15 protein-coding genes and 1 pseudogene are annotated in these 18,109 nt (G+C 66.9%); 7 read left to right on the top strand and 9 right to left on the bottom strand.

From position 1 onward, the window contains the following. Nucleotides 1-91 precede the first annotated feature (91 nt). From grxD to AB4Y35_RS38345, 5 genes and pseudogenes are all read right to left on the bottom strand, one after another. A complete protein-coding gene (gene grxD / locus AB4Y35_RS38365) occupies nt 92-403 on the bottom strand; it encodes a Grx4 family monothiol glutaredoxin (protein WP_028214777.1) in 312 nt (103 codons plus the stop codon). A gap of 111 nt (nt 404-514) precedes the next feature. Continuing rightward, entirely contained in the window at nt 515-1,357 is an 843-nt protein-coding gene (prmC, locus tag AB4Y35_RS38360) for a peptide chain release factor N(5)-glutamine methyltransferase (protein ID WP_368708540.1), read from the bottom strand. A 13-nt stretch (nt 1,358-1,370) separates the two neighbouring features. Further along, the gene (gene prfA / locus AB4Y35_RS38355; RefSeq protein WP_368708539.1) at nt 1,371-2,453 is read right to left on the bottom strand and encodes a peptide chain release factor 1; all 1,083 of its coding nucleotides are present in this window, start codon (nt 2,451-2,453) and stop codon (nt 1,371-1,373) included. A 219-nt stretch (nt 2,454-2,672) separates the two neighbouring features. After that, nucleotides 2,673-3,938 (bottom strand): annotated as a pseudogene (gene hemA / locus AB4Y35_RS38350) (glutamyl-tRNA reductase); the annotation flags it as partial. A 27-nt stretch (nt 3,939-3,965) separates the two neighbouring features. Beyond that, nucleotides 3,966-4,712, bottom strand: coding sequence for a response regulator transcription factor (locus AB4Y35_RS38345; protein ID WP_368708538.1), 747 nt, complete (start codon nt 4,710-4,712; stop codon nt 3,966-3,968). A gap of 195 nt (nt 4,713-4,907) precedes the next feature. Between AB4Y35_RS38345 and AB4Y35_RS38340 the strand changes: the two genes are divergently transcribed. The 3 genes from AB4Y35_RS38340 (at nt 4,908) to AB4Y35_RS38330 (ending at nt 7,737) form a co-directional block, all read left to right on the top strand. Further along, nucleotides 4,908-5,165, top strand: a complete 258-nt coding sequence (locus tag AB4Y35_RS38340; protein WP_368708537.1) for a hypothetical protein — start codon at nt 4,908-4,910, stop codon at nt 5,163-5,165. A 79-nt stretch (nt 5,166-5,244) separates the two neighbouring features. Beyond that, the gene (locus tag AB4Y35_RS38335) at nt 5,245-7,059 is read left to right on the top strand and encodes an aminopeptidase P family protein (RefSeq protein WP_368708536.1); all 1,815 of its coding nucleotides are present in this window, start codon (nt 5,245-5,247) and stop codon (nt 7,057-7,059) included. Nucleotides 7,060-7,113: 54 nt separating this feature from the next. Beyond that, nucleotides 7,114-7,737 carry an HAD family hydrolase gene (locus tag AB4Y35_RS38330; RefSeq protein WP_368691487.1) on the top strand — a complete coding sequence of 208 codons (624 nt, stop codon included), beginning with the start codon at nt 7,114-7,116 and terminating at the stop codon, nt 7,735-7,737. Nucleotides 7,738-7,786: 49 nt separating this feature from the next. Here AB4Y35_RS38330 and AB4Y35_RS38325 read toward each other — a convergent pair whose 3' ends face one another. The 3 genes from AB4Y35_RS38325 to ychF all read right to left on the bottom strand — a co-directional run bounded on the left by AB4Y35_RS38325 (nt 7,787) and on the right by ychF (nt 11,898). Beyond that, nucleotides 7,787-8,944, bottom strand: a complete 1,158-nt coding sequence (locus AB4Y35_RS38325; protein WP_368708535.1) for a DUF748 domain-containing protein — start codon at nt 8,942-8,944, stop codon at nt 7,787-7,789. A gap of 156 nt (nt 8,945-9,100) precedes the next feature. Beyond that, nucleotides 9,101-10,765, bottom strand: coding sequence for an energy-dependent translational throttle protein EttA (gene ettA, locus AB4Y35_RS38320; protein ID WP_368708534.1), 1,665 nt, complete (start codon nt 10,763-10,765; stop codon nt 9,101-9,103). A gap of 38 nt (nt 10,766-10,803) precedes the next feature. Then, nucleotides 10,804-11,898: a redox-regulated ATPase YchF gene (ychF, locus tag AB4Y35_RS38315; RefSeq protein ID WP_368708533.1), complete on the bottom strand. Its 1,095-nt coding sequence runs from the start codon at nt 11,896-11,898 to the stop codon at nt 10,804-10,806. Between the two features lie 282 nt (nt 11,899-12,180). Between ychF and AB4Y35_RS38310 the strand changes: the two genes are divergently transcribed. The 4 genes from AB4Y35_RS38310 (at nt 12,181) to AB4Y35_RS38295 (ending at nt 16,969) form a co-directional block, all read left to right on the top strand. After that, entirely contained in the window at nt 12,181-13,353 is a 1,173-nt protein-coding gene (locus AB4Y35_RS38310) for a UbiH/UbiF family hydroxylase (protein WP_368708532.1), read from the top strand. Between the two features lie 163 nt (nt 13,354-13,516). After that, complete coding sequence (locus tag AB4Y35_RS38305) at nt 13,517-14,248, top strand: DsbC family protein (protein ID WP_324160070.1); 732 nt, start codon at nt 13,517-13,519, stop codon at nt 14,246-14,248. A 136-nt stretch (nt 14,249-14,384) separates the two neighbouring features. Next, on the top strand, nt 14,385-16,175 hold the full coding sequence (locus tag AB4Y35_RS38300) for a M61 family metallopeptidase (RefSeq protein ID WP_368708531.1): 1,791 nt from the start codon (nt 14,385-14,387) through the stop codon (nt 16,173-16,175). A 197-nt stretch (nt 16,176-16,372) separates the two neighbouring features. Next, complete coding sequence (locus AB4Y35_RS38295) at nt 16,373-16,969, top strand: FMN-dependent NADH-azoreductase (RefSeq protein ID WP_368708530.1); 597 nt, start codon at nt 16,373-16,375, stop codon at nt 16,967-16,969. A 116-nt stretch (nt 16,970-17,085) separates the two neighbouring features. Here the strand turns inward: AB4Y35_RS38295 and AB4Y35_RS38290 are convergent, their stop codons facing one another. Continuing rightward, nucleotides 17,086-18,045, bottom strand: coding sequence for a uracil-DNA glycosylase (locus tag AB4Y35_RS38290; RefSeq protein ID WP_368708529.1), 960 nt, complete (start codon nt 18,043-18,045; stop codon nt 17,086-17,088). Nucleotides 18,046-18,109 lie beyond the last annotated feature (64 nt).

Below are 18,109 nucleotides of genomic sequence, written 5' to 3'. Positions count from 1 at the left end.
AAAAGCGCCGGTGTTGCGTACCGGGCGCTCGGGGCGCAACAGGCGCAACAGGCGCAACGTCGTGCGCCCGATGCGGCCCCGTGGCTGGCGATTACGCCGCGGCGAAGAGCTGCTGCAGCTCGCCGTTCTGGTACATCTCCATCATGATGTCCGAGCCGCCGATGAACTCGCCCTTCACGTAGAGCTGCGGGATGGTCGGCCAGTTCGAGAATTCCTTGATGCCCTGACGGACTTCGTCGTCCTCGAGCACGTTGACGGTCTTGAACTGATCGACGCCGCAGGCTTTCAGGATCTGCACCGCGCGACCGGAGAAGCCGCACATCGGGAACTGCGCGTTGCCCTTCATGAAGAGGACGACGGCGTTTTCGTCGACGATCTGCTTGATGCGTTGTTGGGTGTCCATGACTGACCTTGCGATTGAATTGATGCTGAATACGTTGGAATGCAGGATGAAATGATAGCGGATTTCGCCCGTGCAAGCCCGGCGTTGCCGGGAGCGTGCCTGGCCGGCGGGCTACGGTAGACGGCCCCCGCTGATGCGTTCGATGCCGGCCAGATCGCGCTCGGAGCGCACGTCCCCAAAACCGGCGCTTTCCAGCAACGCCCGGACGGCGGCCGCCTGGTCGTAGCCGTGCTCCATCCAGAGCACGCCGCCCGGCGCGAGCCGGGCCAGTGCGCCCGCGACGATCGCGCGCAGGGCGGTGAGGCCGTCGGCTTCGTCGGTGAGTGCGCCGCGCGGCTCGAAGCGCAGGTCGCCTTGTTCGAGATGCGGATCGCCGCTGGCGATATACGGCGGATTGCTCACGATCGCCTCGAATCGCAGCGCCGCATCGAGCGGGTCGTACCAGTTGCCCGCCACGAACGCGAGCGGGCCGCCAGGACGCTGGGCGTCGAGCAGCTTCGCGGCGTTGCGCGCCGCCACCTCGAGCGCGGCCGCCGAGCGATCGACGGCCCAGACGCGTGCATCGGGGCGTGCCGCGGCGAGCGCCACGGCAATCGCGCCGCTGCCGGTGCCGAGGTCGAGCACGCGCGGCTGTGCGACGCCTTCGAGCGCCGCGAGCGCCGTTTCCACCAGCAGTTCGGTATCGGGGCGCGGAATCAGCACGTCGGGCGTCACGTCGAAGTCGAGGCCGTAGAATTCGCGCGCGCCCACGAGCTGCGCGATCGGCTCGCCACGCACGCGGCGCGCTTCGAGCGCGCGGTAGGCGTCCACGCGGGCCGCGTCGAGCGCCTGATCGCCGCGCGTGATGAGTTCGGTGCGGCGCCAGCCGAGCACGTGCATCAGCAGAATGCGCGCTTCGAGCGCGGGCAGCGGCGTGGCGCGCAGCAGCGCCTCGGCGGTAACGGCTTCGCTCATGGTTCTTGCGCGCTCAATCGGCGTCGCCGAGCGAGGCGAGCTGCTCGGCCTGATGCTCGGAGACGAGCGCGCCGATCAGTTCGTCGAGGTCGCCGTCCATGATGCCTTCGAGGCGATAGAGCGTGAGATTGATGCGGTGATCGGTGAGCCGCCCCTGCGGGAAGTTGTAGGTGCGGATGCGCTCCGAGCGGTCGCCCGAGCCCACGAGGCTCTTGCGCGTCGCCGCTTCCTTGGCGTGCTGCTCCTGGTACTGCTTGTCCTTGATGCGCGCGGCGAGCACCTTGAGCGCGCGGTCCTTGTTCTTGTGCTGCGAGCGGTCGTCCTGGCACTCCACGACGATGCCGGTCGGCAGGTGCGTCACACGCACGGCCGAATCGGTCTTGTTGATGTGCTGGCCGCCCGCGCCCGAGGCACGGAAGGTATCGATGCGCAGGTCGGCGGGATTGATCTCCACTTCGCCGATTTCGTCGGCTTCCGGCATCACCGCGACCGTGCACGCCGACGTATGGATGCGGCCCTGCGTTTCGGTGGCGGGCACGCGCTGCACGCGATGGCCGCCCGACTCGAACTTGAGCTTCGAGTACGCCGCTTCGCCCGCAATGCGCACGATCACTTCCTTGTAACCGCCCAGGTCCGACTCGCTCGCCGACATCATCTCGATCTGCCAGCGGTTGCGCTCCGCGTAGCGCAGATACATGCGCAGCAGGTCACCCGCGAACAGGGCCGACTCGTCGCCGCCCGTGCCCGCGCGGATTTCGAGGAACACGTTGCGGTCGTCATTGGGGTCCTTTGGCAGCAGCATCCTCTGCAATTCGTGCTGGAGCTGCGCCATGCGCTCGCGCGACGCTTTCACCTCTTCTTCGGCGAAGTCGCGCATCGAGGCATCGGAGAGCAGGTCTTTCGCCGCGGCCTCGTCGTCCTTGGCCTGACGCCACTGTCCGTAGTGCTCGACCACGGGCCCCAGTTCCGAGTGCTCGCGCGTGAGCTTGCGGTACTGGTCGCGGTTCGAGGTCACGTCGGGACGGCTCAACAGGTCGTTCAGCTCGGCCAGGCGCGTAGTCAGCTGGTCGAGCTTCGATTGCATGCTCGTTTTCATCGGGCGGTGCGGAGCGGGCTCCGGATAGGACTGCGAGAGAGAAGAGGCGGGCGTGCGGCCCGGTCGTGCAGGGCACGCATGGCGCGCGCCCGACCGCGAACGTCGCTAACGGTCCGAGCTACCGGACGAGTTGGACGAATCAGAAGAGCCGGCGGAACGCGGCGAGGTGCTGACGTCTACCGCGGGCTGCGCGGCGTCGTCTGTCCTGGCCGGCTGGCCGTGGCGGTAAAAGCCGCCCATCAGTTCGATGAGCGAATCGCGCTGATCGCCGCTCGACGTGTTGAGCGCATGCGTCGGACCGTGGATCAGCTTGTTGGTGAGCGACTGCGAGAGCGCTTCGAGCACGGCCGACGGGTCGTCGCCGCGCGCCAGCATTTTGCGGGCGCGTTCGAGCTCGGCGCGACGCAGCGCGTCGGCCTGGGTGTGCATGTGGCGGATGACCGGCACGATGCTGCGCGAGTCGAGCCACTGCATGAAGTTCGCCACGCGCGACTCGATGATCGTTTCGGCCTGCGCGACGGCGGCCTGGCGCGAGGCATTGCCTTCGCGCACGATCGTGCCGAGATCGTCGACGGTGTAGAGGAACACGTCTTCGAGCTGGGCGACTTCGGGCTCGATGTCGCGGGGCACCGCGAGGTCGACCATGAAAATGGGGCGGTGACGGCGCGCCTTCACTGCGCGCTCCACCGCGCCGAGCCCGATGATGGGCAGCGTGGACGCCGTGCACGAGACGATGATGTCGAACTCGTGCATGCGCGCGGGCAGGTCGGAGAGCGGAATGGAGCGGCCGCCGAAGCGTTCCGCAACGTAGCGCCCGCGCTCGGCGGTGCGGTTGGCGACCACGAGTTCGCGCGGCTGCTGCGCGGCGAAGTGCGCGGCGCACAGTTCGATCATCTCGCCCGCGCCGATGAAGAGCACGCGCTGGTTGGCGATCTTGTCGAAGATGCGCTGCGCGAGGCGCACGGCAGCGGCGGCCATCGACACCGACTGCGCGCCGATTTCGGTCGTGCTGCGCACTTCCTTCGCCACGGCGAAGGTGCGCTGGAACAACTGGTTCAAATAGGTGCCGAGTGCGCCGGCCTCGGTCGCGGTGCGTACCGCCGTCTTCATCTGGCCGACGATCTGCGTCTCGCCCAGCACCATCGAATCGAGCCCCGAAGCCACCCGGAACGCATGACGCACCGCTTCGGACTGCGGCAGCGTATAGACGTGCGGCGCAAGTTCCTCTTCGCGGATGCCGTGATAGTGCGAGAGCCAGCTCACGGCGGCGTCGCGCGAGCTTTGCGCGTCGGTCGCGCAGTAGAGCTCGGTGCGGTTGCAGGTGGAGAGAATGGCGGCTTCCGGCGCGCTCAGCGAACGCTTGGCGGACCACGCTTCCTTGAACAGGGCGAGCGCGGGCTTGATCTGTTCGAGCGGAAACGCCACGCGTTCGCGCAAGGCGACGGGCGCGGTGTGGTGATTGATTCCGATCGTTAGAAGCTGCATACCATGGGGGCGAGATTTAGGCGGATATTATAACTTTTCCTCGCTTCCGACATTCGCGCCGACAGAGTCCGAGACTCCGGCAGGTGATATGGGGAGCCGTTCGAGCTGGTAGCCATAGCCATACAACGTGGTCAAACGCCAGCCGTGCTCGGGCCCGAGCTGCAATTTGCTGCGCAGCCGGGAGGCGTGGGTATCGAGCGTGCGCGACCGAACGTCGCGGTTCAGATTCCACACGGTTTCGAGAATGCGCGCCCGTGAAACGGGGCGCGATGCATTGGTGAAGAGCAGCAGCGCGAAACGGTATTCCTTGGGCGTGAGCGTGACGGTTTGACCCCGAAACGACACTTCGTAGCGGCCGGAATCGAAGAGGTAGTCGCCGAAGCCATGGCGGGCGCGGTTGCGCGGCCGGCGCACGCCGGCGCGGCGCAGGAGCGCGTCGATGCGCGCGAGCATTTCGGGGCCGCGCACGGGCTTGGCGATGCAGTCGTCCGCCCCGGCTTGCAGGCTCGCGACGATTTCGCTTTCATGGGGCGCGAGCATCAGCGCGATTGCGGGCAGACCCGGCAGCAGCTTGCGCGCCTGGGGGATGAGGTCGTCGGCGCCGACGTCGCCGCACCACCACGCTGTGATCAGCAGGTCGAAGGTTTCCTGTTCGAGGGTTTCGAAGAGTTGTGCGCCAAGCGGGAAGTGGTGGCACGCGTGCCCGCCCGCAATGAGCAGGCGGACGAGGGTTTCGGCCTGACGGGTGTCCGGTTCGACAAGGGCGATTCGCATACGAGAGAGTGCGGCTGGGGCGGCCCGGACGCGCTTGCCTTGCGCAATCCCGCCCCCTACACTCAACCGCTACGCGGGAAGCGCCGAGCCGACCGTTTTCCAGTTTTAATAGAGACTAATCAGGCTACAAATGCTAGCTCTCGTGCTTCGGCGGTCCTATCGGACTTATCCGAAAACCTATAGGACAAGTCCCTAATGGGCTGGCCCGGTATCGTCATTCTTGGTCTGGCGGTGGGCTGTGCGGGGTGGTGGCTCCATCCCCTGCGCCGCGCCGCACGTCACGGACTCGCGCTGGCGGCCGTGGCCGGCGTGCTCGGCGCGGCGCTCGCGAACGCGGCGGGCAGTGCAACCGGCCTTTTCTACGATGGCGAGTTGCTCCAGTGGCCGCTTTGCACGGCGCTCGCGCTCATTTTCGTGGGCGTGTGCGTGGCGCTGCGCGCGCGGCGCAGCTAGTCACTTACAGCCGGTCCTCCCAGACGCAGCCTTTGGCCGAACCCCGATCTTCCGCTTCGAATTCCTTGCAGGTGAAAACATGAACGCCCGACTCCCCGAAACTTCCTCGATTCCCGAACGCATTGCCGCCCTGCGCGCCGCGATGACGCGCGCCGGCGTGGATGCCGCCCTCGTGCCCTCCGCCGATCCCCATCTGTCCGAATACCTGCCGCGCCGCTGGCAGGGGCGCGAGTGGCTTTCGGGCTTCACCGGCTCGGTGGGCACGCTCGTCGTGACGAAGGACTTCGCGGGCGTGTGGGTGGACAGCCGCTACTGGGTGCAGGCCGAGCAGCAACTGGCCGGCACCGGCATCGCGCTCATGAAGATGATGGGCGGCCAGCAGAGCGCGCCGCACATCGACTGGCTCGCGCAGAACGTGAGTGCGGGCGGCGCGGTGGCCGTGGACGGCGCGGTGCTCGGCGTCGCCTCGGCGCGCGCGCTGGCCGAGGCGCTCGAGGCGCGCGATGTCGCGCTGCGCACGGACCTCGATCTGCTCGACGATGTCTGGCAAGGCCGCCCGTCGCTGCCGCTCGAGCCCGTCTACGAGCACGTCGCGCCGCACGCCGACACGAGCCGCGCCGGCAAGCTCGACCAGCTGCGCCGCGCGATGCAGGAGAAGGGCGCGCAGTGGCACTTCATCTCCACGCTCGACGACCTCGCCTGGCTCTTCAACCTGCGCGGCGCGGACGTGAACTACAACCCGGTGTTCGTCGCGCACGCGCTGATCGGACCCGACGACGCGACGCTCTTCGTCGCCGACGGCAAGGTGAGCGAGGCGCTCGTGCAGTCGCTCGCGAAGGACCAGGTGCGCGTCGCGCCGTATGCCGAGGCCGCCGCCGCGCTCGCGGCGCTGCCCGCGAAAGCCGCGCTGCTCGTCGATCCGCGTCGCGTGACCTATGGCTTGCTGCAGGCGGTGTCGTCGGCGGTCAAGCTCGTGGAGTCGGTCAATCCGAGCACGTTCTTCAAGTCGCGCAAAACCGCCGCCGAAGCCGACCACGTGCGCGCGACCATGGAGCAGGACGGGGCGGCGCTCGCCGAGTTCTTCGCGTGGTTCGAGGCGGCGCTCGGCCGCGAGGCCATCACGGAGCTGACCATCGACGAAAAGCTTTCGGCCGCGCGTGCGCGCCGTGCGGGCTTCAAGTCGCTGTCGTTCGCGACCATCGCGGGCTTCAACGCGAACGGCGCGATGCCGCACTACCGCGCCACGCCCGAGTCGCATAGCGTGATCGAAGGCAATGGCCTGCTGCTGATCGACTCGGGCGGCCAGTACCTCGACGGCACCACCGACATCACGCGCGTCGTGCCCGTGGGCACGCCGGGTGCGGAGCAAAAGCGCGATTTCACGCTCGTGCTCAAGGGCATGATGGCGCTCTCGCGCGCGAAGTTCCCGCGCGGCATCCGCTCGCCGATGCTCGACGCCATTGCGCGCGCGCCGATCTGGGAAGCGGGCGCGGATTACGGCCACGGCACGGGCCACGGCGTGGGCTACTTCCTGAACGTGCACGAAGGTCCGCAGGTCATTTCGCACTACGCGCCGGCCGAGCCCTGGACCGCGATGGAAGAAGGCATGATCACCTCGGTCGAGCCGGGCATCTACCGGCCGGGCAAGTGGGGCGTGCGTATCGAGAATCTCGTGCTCAACCAGCGCGCCGAAAGCACCGAATTCGGCGAGTTCCTCAGCTTCGAGACGCTCACGCTCTGCCCGATCGACACGCGCTGCATCGATCTCGCGCTCCTGCGTGCCGACGAGCGCGAGTGGCTCAATGCGTACCACCAGACGGTGCGTGTGCGCGTGGCGCCGCACGTGAGCGGCGATGCGCTCGCGTGGCTCGAAAAGCGCACGCAGCCGATCTGATTCTCCCGTCATCCCGATAGCGATCTGATAACGATCAAGCAGAGCGAGAAACGCATGGCGATCAAGGCAGTGGTGTTCGATTTCGGCGGGGTGCTCGTGGACTGGAGTCCCGAGTATCTCTATCGCAAGCTGATTCCCAACGACGACGAGCGCCGCTGGTTTCTCGCGCACGTCTGCAAGATGGACTGGGTGGTCCGCCAGGACGGTGGCGAGCCCATTGCCGTGGGCACGGAGGAACTGGTCGCCGCGTTTCCCGAGCACGAAGCGCTCATTCGCGCGTTCTACGAGCGCTGGCACGAGATGATCGGCGGCTTGCTCGCCGGGGGCGTCGCGACATTCGAGCGCCTGGAGGCGGCCGGCATGCCGATCTTCGGTCTCACGAACTGGTCGGCCGAGACGTTTCCGTGGGCGTGGGAGCGCTTCGGCATCCTGCGGCGCTGCCGCGATATCGTCGTATCGGGCCACGTGAAGCTCGTGAAGCCCGATCCGGCGATCTTCCACGAGATGTTCCGCCGCATCGAGGCACAGTTGCCGGGCGTGAAGCCCGAGGAACTCGTTTTCATCGACGACAACGCGCACAACGCCGCAGCGGCCACGGCGCTCGGCTGGCACGGCGTGCACCACACGAGCAACGCCACCACCGACGCGAAGCTGCGCGAACTCGGCTTGCCCGTCTAAGCGGGCTCAACCAGGCTCAAACCAGGCAGGCTCAAGCCGGCGGCCCGCGCTATTTCGAAGCGGGCGCCGGCGCCACCGGCTGCAGCAGACTGCGCAGCGCGTCGGCGATACCCTTCGCGGTTTGCCCGGCGCCCTTCGCCACCCCTTCCGCGCTCACCCCGAGCGCCTGCGCGAATCCCGCGCGCAACTCCGTCATCAGGTTTTCGTTGAGCTTGAACGTCGGGTCGCGCAGGTTGCCGTCGAGCACGAAATGCAGCGTGATCTCACCCTTGTGCGCCTTCAATGCGGCCACGGCGGCGCGCGTCGGGATCGACAGGAAGGTGTCCACCGCATCGCCGCTTTCCGAGAGTTGCAGGTTGTGCAGCGTGACCATGCCCGGCGCGTGCAGGTGATAGCCGCGCACCGTCGAGGTGAGATCGAGGTCGAGCGTGCCGCCCGTCACGTTGGCCTTCGCGCCGGCCTTTCTGAGCAGATAGGGATCGATCGTGCGCACATCCACGCCGCGCAGCGTCGTGTGCAGTTGCGAGTCCTTGCTCGCGATCTGGATCCAGCCGTCGAACGTGACGCGTCCGGTGTGCTCCGGACCGACGACGTTGCCCACGACCGAAACGCGCGTCGGCTCCGTCAGCGCCGGCAACTGGATATTGTCGACGCTCGCCTGCGCGCGGTTCACCGTGACGCGCCACGGCGGATTGCTCACCGACCGGTCGTAGAAGTCGAATGTACCGTTCTCGAAGCCGATATGGTCGATGACCTTTTGCTGCGGCAGACCGCTTCCTCCTTGCGCGCCGCTCGAGGGTGTGGCGCTTTGCGCCATCTCTTCGCGCAGATTCGGCAGGAGCAGGATCGAGCCGCTTTCCCGGCGCAGCACCGTCATCGTGAAATCGCTCACGGTGACGTCGCGGATATGCACGCGGTGCGAGATCAGCGCGCGCAGGTCGGGCGTGATCGTGATGCGCGCGGCGCGCAGCGTGTCGGCGGTGGGCCAGTTGGGCGGCGGCTTCAGGCGCACGTCGGTGAGTTCGACCGATGAGAGATTGAACGCCACGTTCACGCTCGCGGCCGTGCCGACCGGCGCGAGCGCGCGCTCCACGTACGCCTTCGCCTCGCGCTGCAGCGCGTACAGCGTGCCCAGCGCCGCGAGCACGAGCAGCGCGACGACGATCGCCACGATGAGGACAACACGATTGCGCAGCGGCATCGCCATACGAAATTCCTCGCGGGAGCTGGGCTTGATCAAGCCCCAGGTGAACCTAAGCGTAGCGGCTTTCGAGCAACCGCCATGCCGTGCGTGCTTGCAGAACCTGTCAGAACGACAACGGCGGCCCGCGGGCCGCCGTTGTTTGCTATCGATCCCGCCCGCTTAGCGGCTGATCGGCTTGTAGCGCAGACGCTTCGGACGTGCGGCTTCTTCACCGAGACGCTTGATCTTGTCGGCCTCGTACTCCTGATAGTTGCCGTCGAAGAACGTGACCTGCGAGTCGCCTTCGAACGCGAGGATGTGCGTGGCGATACGGTCGAGGAACCAGCGATCGTGCGAAATCACCATCACCGAGCCCGCGAATTCGAGCAGGGCGTCTTCGAGCGCGCGCAGCGTTTCGACGTCCAGATCGTTCGACGGTTCGTCGAGCAGCAGGACGTTGCCGCCCGAGATCAGCGTCTTGGCCAGATGCAGACGGCCACGCTCACCACCCGAGAGGTTGCCGACGATCTTCTGCTGATCGCCGCCCTTGAAGTTGAAGCGGCCGATGTACGCGCGCGAAGGCGTTTCGTACTTGCCCACCGTGAGCACGTCCGCGCCGCCCGAGATCTCTTCGAACACGGTCTTGTTGGCGGCCAGCGCGTCGCGGCTCTGGTCGACGTAGGCGAGCTTGACGGTCGGACCCTGGACGATTTCGCCCGAATCCGGCTGCTCCTTGCCCGTGAGCATGCGGAACAGCGTCGACTTGCCGGCGCCGTTCGGCCCGATGATGCCGACGATCGCGCCCGCGGGAATCTTGAAGCTCAGGTCGTCGATGAGCAGACGGTCGCCATAAGACTTGCTGACGTTCTTGAACTCGATGACTTCGTTGCCCAGACGCTCGCCCGCCGGAATGAAGATTTCCTGCGTTTCGTTGCGCTTCTGGTAATCGGCGCTCGACAGTTCCTCGAAACGCGCGATACGCGCCTTCGACTTCGCCTGGCGGCCCTTCGGGTTCTGGCGCACCCACTCCAGTTCCTTCTTGATCGCCTTCTGGCGCGCCGATTCCGACGCTTCTTCCTGCTTCAGGCGCTCTTCCTTCTGGTCGAGCCAGCTGGAGTAGTTGCCCTTCCAGGGAATGCCGTGGCCGCGGTCGAGTTCGAGAATCCACTCGGCGGCGTTGTCGAGGAAGTAGCGGTCGTGGGTCACGGCGACGACGGTGCCCGGGAAGCGCGTGAGGAACTGCTCGAGCCACTCGACCGATTCGGCGTCGAGGTGGTTGGTCGGCTCGTCGAGCAGCAGCATGTCGGGTTTTTCGAGCAGCAGCTTGCACAGCGCGACGCGGCGCTTTTCACCGCCCGAGAGGTTGCCGATCTTCGCGTCCCAGGCCGGCAGGCGCAGTGCGTCGGCGGCGATTTCGATCTGCTGTTCCGCGCTGCCGTCGGTCGTCGCGAGGATCGCTTCGTACTTCGCCTGCTCGGCGGCCAGTGCGTCGAAGTCGGCGTCCGGTTCGGCGTAGGCGGCATAGATCTCGTCGAGCTTCTTCTGCGCGTTGAACACGTCGCCCAGACCTTCCTCGACCGCTTCGCGCACGGTCTTTTCCGGATCGAGCTTCGGCTCCTGCGGCAGGTAGCCGATGTTCAGGTTCGGCATCGGCGTGGCTTCGCCTTCGATGTCCTTGTCGACGCCGGCCATGATCTTGATGAGCGTGGACTTGCCCGAGCCGTTCAGGCCGAGCAGGCCGATTTTCGCGCCGGGGAAGAACGACAGCGAGATGTCCTTCAGGATCTGGCGCTTGGGCGGCACGATCTTGCCGACCCGGTTCATGGTGAAGACGTATTGGGCCATGAGAGTGTCTTTTGAAAACGGAAAGAAAAAGGTGTCGCTTACACGTTGAACAGGAAGTTCATCACGTCGCCGTCGTGCACGACATATTCCTTGCCTTCGGCGCGCATCTTGCCGGCTTCCTTCGCGCCGGATTCGCCCTTGTACTGGATGTAGTCGTCGAACGCGATGGTCTGCGCGCGGATGAAGCCGCGCTCGAAGTCGGTGTGGATCACGCCGGCGGCTTGCGGGGCCGTATCGCCGACATGGATCGTCCACGCGCGCACTTCCTTCACGCCCGCCGTGAAGTAGGTCTGCAGGCCGAGCAGCTTGAAGCCTGCGCGGATCACACGGTCGAGGCCCGGCTCGTCCATGCCCATGTCGGCGAGGAAGGCGATCTTGTCTTCGTCTTCGAGGTCGGCGATTTCGGCTTCGATCGCGGCGCACACGGCCACGACCGGCGAATTCTCGCCTTCAGCGTACTTGCGCACGGCTTCCAGATGCGGGTTGTTCTCGAAGCCGTCTTCCTTCACGTTCGCGACGTACATGGTCTTCTTCGCGGTGATGAGGCAGAAGGGCTTGATCAGCGCCTGCTCGTCCTCGCTCAGCGCGAGCCCGCGCACGGGCTTTGCCTGATCGAGTTGCGCGCGCACCTTTTCCAGCACGGCCACGAGCTTCGCGGCTTCCTTGTCGTTGCCCGATTTCGCGGCCTTCGAGTAGCGCGTGAGCGCCTTCTCGACGGTGGCGAGGTCGGCGAGCGCCAGTTCGGTGTTGATGACTTCGATGTCGGAGAGCGGATCGATCTTGCCTGCCACGTGGATCACGTTTTCATCTTCGAAGCAGCGCACGACGTGCGTGATGGCATCGGTTTCGCGGATGTTCGCGAGGAACTGGTTGCCGAGGCCTTCGCCCTTGCTCGCGCCCGCGACCAGACCCGCGATGTCGACGAATTCGACCACGGCCGGCACGACGCGCTCGGGCTTGACGATTTCGGCGAGCGCCTTCAGGCGCTGATCCGGCACTTCTACCACGCCGACGTTGGGCTCGATCGTGCAGAACGGATAGTTTTCGGCCGCGATGCCCGCCTTGGTCAGCGCGTTGAAGAGGGTGGACTTGCCGACGTTAGGCAAGCCGACGATGCCGCATTGGAGGCTCATGTAAATCTCTGCATGTCAGGGTGGTGACGTGCGGCTCGCCGCGCGCGAAGCGCCCGGGGCCGGGCGTCTCGCGAAAGCGGGAGCGGCGGGCGGGGCGGCGCAGGTGGCACGTCGGGGGACGTGACGGGGAGTCACGAAAACCGTAATTGTAACCTCGTCCGCGTGAGGGTTAGCCGCGGGTGTCGCCGCGCCGCCGGGCCGTATTCCTGCAACGCCTTGCTGCGCCGCAACACCGCGCCCGTCCGGGCCGGCCACACAGGCCCCCGCGGCTATAATGCGCGCATGACTGCAAGCAACCAGACCTTTGATGTCGCCGTGATCGGCGGCGGGCTCGTCGGCAAGTCGGCGGCGCTCGCGCTGAGCCAGAGCGGCCTGCGCGTGGCGCTGCTCGCGCAGCCGTGCGCGCCGCTGCCCGCGGGGGCCGTGTTCGACGCGCGCGTGTACGCCTTTTCGCGCAGCTCGCAGGCGCTGTTCGAGCGGCTGCGGGTCTGGCAGGCCGCCGACGCCGCGCGCCTCACGCCCGTCTACGACATGCGCGTGTTCGGCGACGCCGCGGCGGAGCTGCACTTCTCGGCTTATCAGGCGTCGGTTGCGCAGCTGGCCTGGATTGCCGAGTCGTCGGTCGTCGAGCGCGCGCTCGACGCCGCGCTGCACTTCCAGCCCAATCTCGCGTGGATCGACACGCGTGCTGAGACGCTCGACGTGAAACCCGACGCGGCCGTGATCGGCCTCGCCAACGGCCGCACGATCGAAGCCGACCTCGCGATCGGCGCGGACGGCGCGCATTCGTGGGTGCGCGCGCAGATCGGCTCGACGGTCGAGCGGCGCGATTACCGGCAAACCGGCGTGGTCGCCAACTTCCGGGCGGAAAAGCCGCACGGCGAAACGGCCTACCAGTGGTTCCGCGAGGGCGAGATCGTCGCCTTGCTGCCGCTGCCCGATCGGCACGTGTCGCTCGTCTGGTCGGCGCAGAGCGAACATGCCGACGAACTGCTCAGGCTCGAACCGGCGCAGCTTGCCGCCGAAGTCGAGCGCGTCTCGCAAAGCCAGCTGGGCGCGCTCGAATGCGTGACGCCCGCGCGCGGCTTTCCGCTGTCGCTGCAAACCGTCGACCGGCTCGTGGCGCCGCGCGTCGCGCTGGTCGGCGACGCCGCGCATCTGATTCACCCGCTGGCGGGCCAGGGCGTCAATCTCGGCTTGCGCGACGTGGCCGCGCTCGTCGACGTGGTCACGAAGAAAGAGGCGTTTCGCGATCTCGGCGACATCGTGCTGCTGCGCCGCTACGAACGCGGGCGCCGTGAGGACATCCAGAAGCTCGTCGTCGCCACCGACGGTCTGCAGCGGCTCTTCGCGTTGCCCGGCACGCTCGCGCGCGCGGTACGCAATACGGGTATGGCGTTCGTGGGCGCGCAGCCGCTGCTCAAGCGCTGGCTCGTGGCTTCGGCGCTCGGCTAATATCAACGGGCTCGCCTGCGCAAGCAGGCATTTCGGTGGCTTGAGGCCAGGGCGGCTTAGAATGGACGTATTGGCCGCGCCCGCAGCGCTTACCGCTCCGGCCATTCAACGGAACTCTGTGCGCGTCGCCCTGCGCGGCGCGCCTGAATCAGGAATGCATCCCATGCAAACGCGTATTCGATTTGCCGCGCTCGTGATCGCGGTAGCCACTTCGGCGCTCGGCTGCTCGGCCCAGGCCGACCAGACCACCGACAAGATCAGGTCGGCGCTGCAGACGCGCCTCGGCATCGACGCCAGCGACATCAAGGGCATCACCAAGGCGCCCATGCCGGGCCTTTACGAGATCAACCTCGGCACGCAGATCGTCTACAGCGACGCCAGCGGCGACTACGTGCTCAACGGCGAACTCATCGACACCAAGGCGCACCGCAATCTCACCGAGGCGCGCCTGAACGAAATCAACAAGGTCGATTTCTCGAAGCTGCCGCTCGAGAACGCGGTCAAGGTCGTGAAGGGCGACGGCAAGCGCAAGATGGCCGTGTTTTCCGACCCGAACTGCCCGTACTGCCATCAGCTCGAAAGCACGCTCAGGTCCATCGACAACGTGACGGTCTACACCTTCCTGTATCCGGTGCTCTCGCCGGATTCGACGGCGAAGGCCAAGCAGATCTGGTGCTCGGCCGACCGCGGCAAGGCGTGGGAATCGTGGATGGTGGACCGCAAGGCGCCTACGGCAGCCGGCACGTGCGACACGGCGGCCATCGACAGCAATCTCGCGCTCGGCCAGAAGATGAACGTGACCGGCACGCCCACCGTGATCCTCGCCGATGGTACGCGGCTGCCCGGTGCCGTCAGCGGCGACCGGCTCGAAAAGGCGCTGAGCGCCGCCCACTGAAGCAACGCCCGAACCCGCCGGCCGCTTTCGCGGCCGGTGCTTTTTTTGCCCGGCGCTTTTTGTCCGTTTTTGTCTGCCGGGCATACTGAATGTGCACTGCAGCGTCTGCTGACCGAATCTCTCACCGATCCCGCCGATGAAGCCGATCCGATACACCATCGTCCCGAAGAATCCCGCCGCGCATCTGTTCGAGGTGACGCTCACCGTGGAAGCCCCCGCGCCGGACGGCCAATGCTTCATGCTGCCCGTGTGGATCCCGGGCAGCTACATGGTGCGCGAGTTCGCGCGCAACATCGTCACGCTGCGCGCCTTCAACGACGCGGGCCGCAAGGTGCGCGTGACGAAGACCGACAAGCACTCGTGGCAGGCCGCGCCCGTGAAGGGCGCGCTCACGCTGCGCTACGAGGTCTACGCGTGGGACCTGTCGGTGCGCGCGGCGCATCTCGACGACACGGTGGGCTTCTTCAACGGCACGAGCGTGTTTCTCGCGGCGCTCGGCCATGAGGAGGCGCAGCACGCGGTCGATATTCAGCGTCCGGACGGGCACGCCTACCGCCACTGGCGCGTGGGCACGGCGCTCACGGAAGCGCGCGGCACCAAGCGTTACGGCTTCGGCGAGTACACGGCCACGAATTACGACGAACTGATCGATCATCCGGTCACGCTCGGCGAGTTCACGCTCGCGAGCTTCAAGGCGCACGGCGTGCCGCACGACATCGTGATCGCGGGCCGCGTGGTCGCGCTCGATACCGAGCGTCTCGCCGCCGACCTGAAGAAGATCTGTGAGGCGCAAATCGCGCTGTTCGAGCCGCGCACGAAGCGCGCGCCGATGGAGCGCTACATGTTCATGACGCAGGCCGTGAGCGACGGTTACGGCGGCCTCGAGCATCGCGCATCGACGGCGCTGATCTGCAATCGCACCGACCTGCCGGTGAAGGGCAAGCCGGAGACGTCGGACGGCTATCGCACCTATCTCGGCCTGTGCAGCCACGAATATTTCCACACGTGGAACGTGAAGCGCATCAAGCCCGCGGCGTTCGTGCCGTACGACCTCACGCGCGAGGACTACACGTCGCTGCTGTGGCTGTTCGAGGGCTTCACGTCGTACTACGACGACCTCATGCTCGTGCGCAGCGGGCTGATTTCCACAGACGAATACTTCGGCCTGCTCGGCAAGACGATCGCCGGCGTGCTGCGCGGGGCGGGGCGGCTCAAGCAGAGCGTCGCGGAAAGCTCGTTCGACGCATGGGTGAAGTACTACCGCCAGGACGAGAACGCCTCGAACGCGATCGTGAGCTACTACACCAAAGGCTCGCTCGTGGCGCTGTCGTTCGATCTCGCGATTCGCGCGCAGACGAACGGCCGCAAATCGCTCGACGACGTCATGCGCCTGTTGTGGCAGCGCTATGGGCGCGACTTCTATCGCGGCAAGCCGGTGGGCGTGGGCGAGGACGATGTCGAGGCGCTGATCGCCGAGGCGACGGGCGTGGAGCTGGGCGCGCTCTTTAGCGACGCCGTGCGCGGCACGCGCGACCTGCCGCTCGCGGCGCTGTTCGAGCCGTTCGGCGTGACGCTCGAAGGGGAGCCCGAGCGCGGCGCGAAGCCGTCGCTCGGCGCGCGGCTGCGCGGCGGTGCCGAAGCAACGCTTGCCGTGGTCTACGAAGGCGGCGCGGCCCAGAAGGCGGGGCTTTCGGCTGGCGACGCGCTCGTTGCGCTCGACGGTCTGCGCGTGACGGGTTCGAATCTCGACGCGCTGCTCTCGCGCTACCAGCCGGGCACGAAGGTGGACATCCACGCGTTCCGCCGCGACGAGCTTCGCGTCGCGCGTCTGACCCTCGATGCGCCCGAAGTCGCGCGCTACAAGCTCGCCGCCTCCGACAAGCGTACGCCCGCGCGCGCATTGCGCGAGCGCTGGCTGGCGGCATAAGCCGCCGGGCGGGGCGCGGCGGCACGGGGCACCCTAAGCGGCGTGGGGTAACGGATCCCACGCCGTTTTTTCATGCCGGGGATTGTTCTATCGCTGCAACAATCCGTCGTCGGCGGACTACTTTTTCGGGGCGCGGTAAAAAAACACAATGCCTTCACTCGCGCAACGTTGCGCAACTGAGACCCGAAGGAGCCACCATGACCACGATCCTGCAAATCAATTCCGCCGCCCGCTCGCAAGGCGCCCAGTCGACGCTGCTCGTCAACGAATTGACGGCCAGGCTGCAACAATCGAATCCGGGCGCGCAAGTCGTCATGCGCAACCTGCAAGCCGATCCGCTGCCGCACCTCGACGACGCCGTGCTCGGCGCGTTCTTCACGCCGGCCGAGCAGCGCACGCCGGAGCAGCAGGCCATCGCCGCACGCAGCGAAGCGCTGATCGCGGAACTGCAGGCAGCGGACATCATCGTGATCGGTGCGCCGATGTACAACTTCGGCGTCTCGTCGCAGCTCAAGACGTACTTCGACTGGATCGCGCGCGCCGGCATCACGTTCCGCTACACCGCGAACGGTCCCGAAGGCCTCGTGAACGGCAAGAAGGTCCATGTCGTTTCGGCACGCGGCGGCAAGTATCAAGGCACCGCGCACGACAGCCAGACGCCGTACCTGAAGTCGTTCCTCGGCTTCCTCGGCATGACCGACGTGAACTTCATCTTCGCCGAAGGCCTGAACATGGGCCCGGACGCAGCAAGCGCCGCGCTCGCAGGCGCGCGTGAGGCGATCGCTGCAGCGTAAAGCGCAGCACGATCGACGGCGGTAAAAACAAAAACGCCACGAGAGTGATCTCGTGGCGTTTTTTTTGCGCGTCGCGCGCGTCGCGAGGCTCAAGCGGCTCAGGCGGCTCAAGCGGCTCAGGCGAGCACGAGGCCTTCCTCCGGCAAACGCCAGTCGATCGGCTGGCGGCCGTGCGCCTGCAGATAGTCGTTGGCCTGCGCGAAATGCCCGCAGCCGAGAAAGCCGCGATGCGCGGAAAGCGGCGACGGATGCGGCGCTTCGAGCACGCAATGCGCACCCGGGAGCAGGGCGCGCTTGTTCTGCGCGTGCGCGCCCCACAGCATGAACACGAGGTGCTGGTGGCGCGCGGCGAGTTGCTCGATCAGCGTGTCGGTGCAGCGCTCCCAGCCGCGCTTCGCGTGGCTCGCGGCGCTCGCGCGCTCGACGGTCAGCACCGTGTTCAGCAGCAGCACGCCCTGGCGCGCCCAGGCGTCGAGGCAGCCGTGCGTCGGCGCCTGAATGCCGAGGCTCGCCGCGATCTCCTTGAAGATGTTGCGCAGCGAAGGCGGCGGGCGCACCGAGGGCGGCACCGAGAACGCCAGGCCGTGCGCCTGCGGCGTGCCGCGATCTTCGCCGTGGTACGGGTCCTGGCCGAGGATCACGACTTTCACGTCGTCGGGCGAGGTCAAGCGCAGCGCGCGGAATACGTCGGCGGGATAGACGGTCTTGCCGGCCGCCCGCTCGTCGTCGACGAAGCGGCACAGCGGCGCGTAGGCGTCGCTCGCGATGAACGGCGCGAGCAGCTCGCGCCAGGCGGGGGGCAGCGCGTCGAACTGGTCTTCGAGGCGCGTGGTGTCGATGGCGGCCTGCGGCATGGCGGGTTCGTGGGGCATGGCGGGGGCGGGCATAACGGCGTGCGTGCGCTCGGGCGGCGGGAATTCGTCGGCGTCGAACAGCGAGAAGATCGTGATCTGGCGCGGGTCGATTTCGGGCAGCGGCGGCTCGTCGAGCGTGCCTTGCGCCGTGTCGGACAGAAAGTCGTCGAACAGCGAGGCCTGCACCGGCATCGCGACGCGCGGGCGTTTCGTGGAGGTCATGGGCGGCAAGTGTCGCAGCAATTGCGCGGCGATTCAATCCGGCGCGAGCGCGGCAGGGCGGCCT

The sequence above is a fragment of the Paraburkholderia sp. EG286A genome (assembly GCF_040965375.1).
Taxonomy (GTDB): domain Bacteria; phylum Pseudomonadota; class Gammaproteobacteria; order Burkholderiales; family Burkholderiaceae; genus Paraburkholderia.
This window is presented reverse-complemented; position numbering and strand designations above follow the sequence as displayed.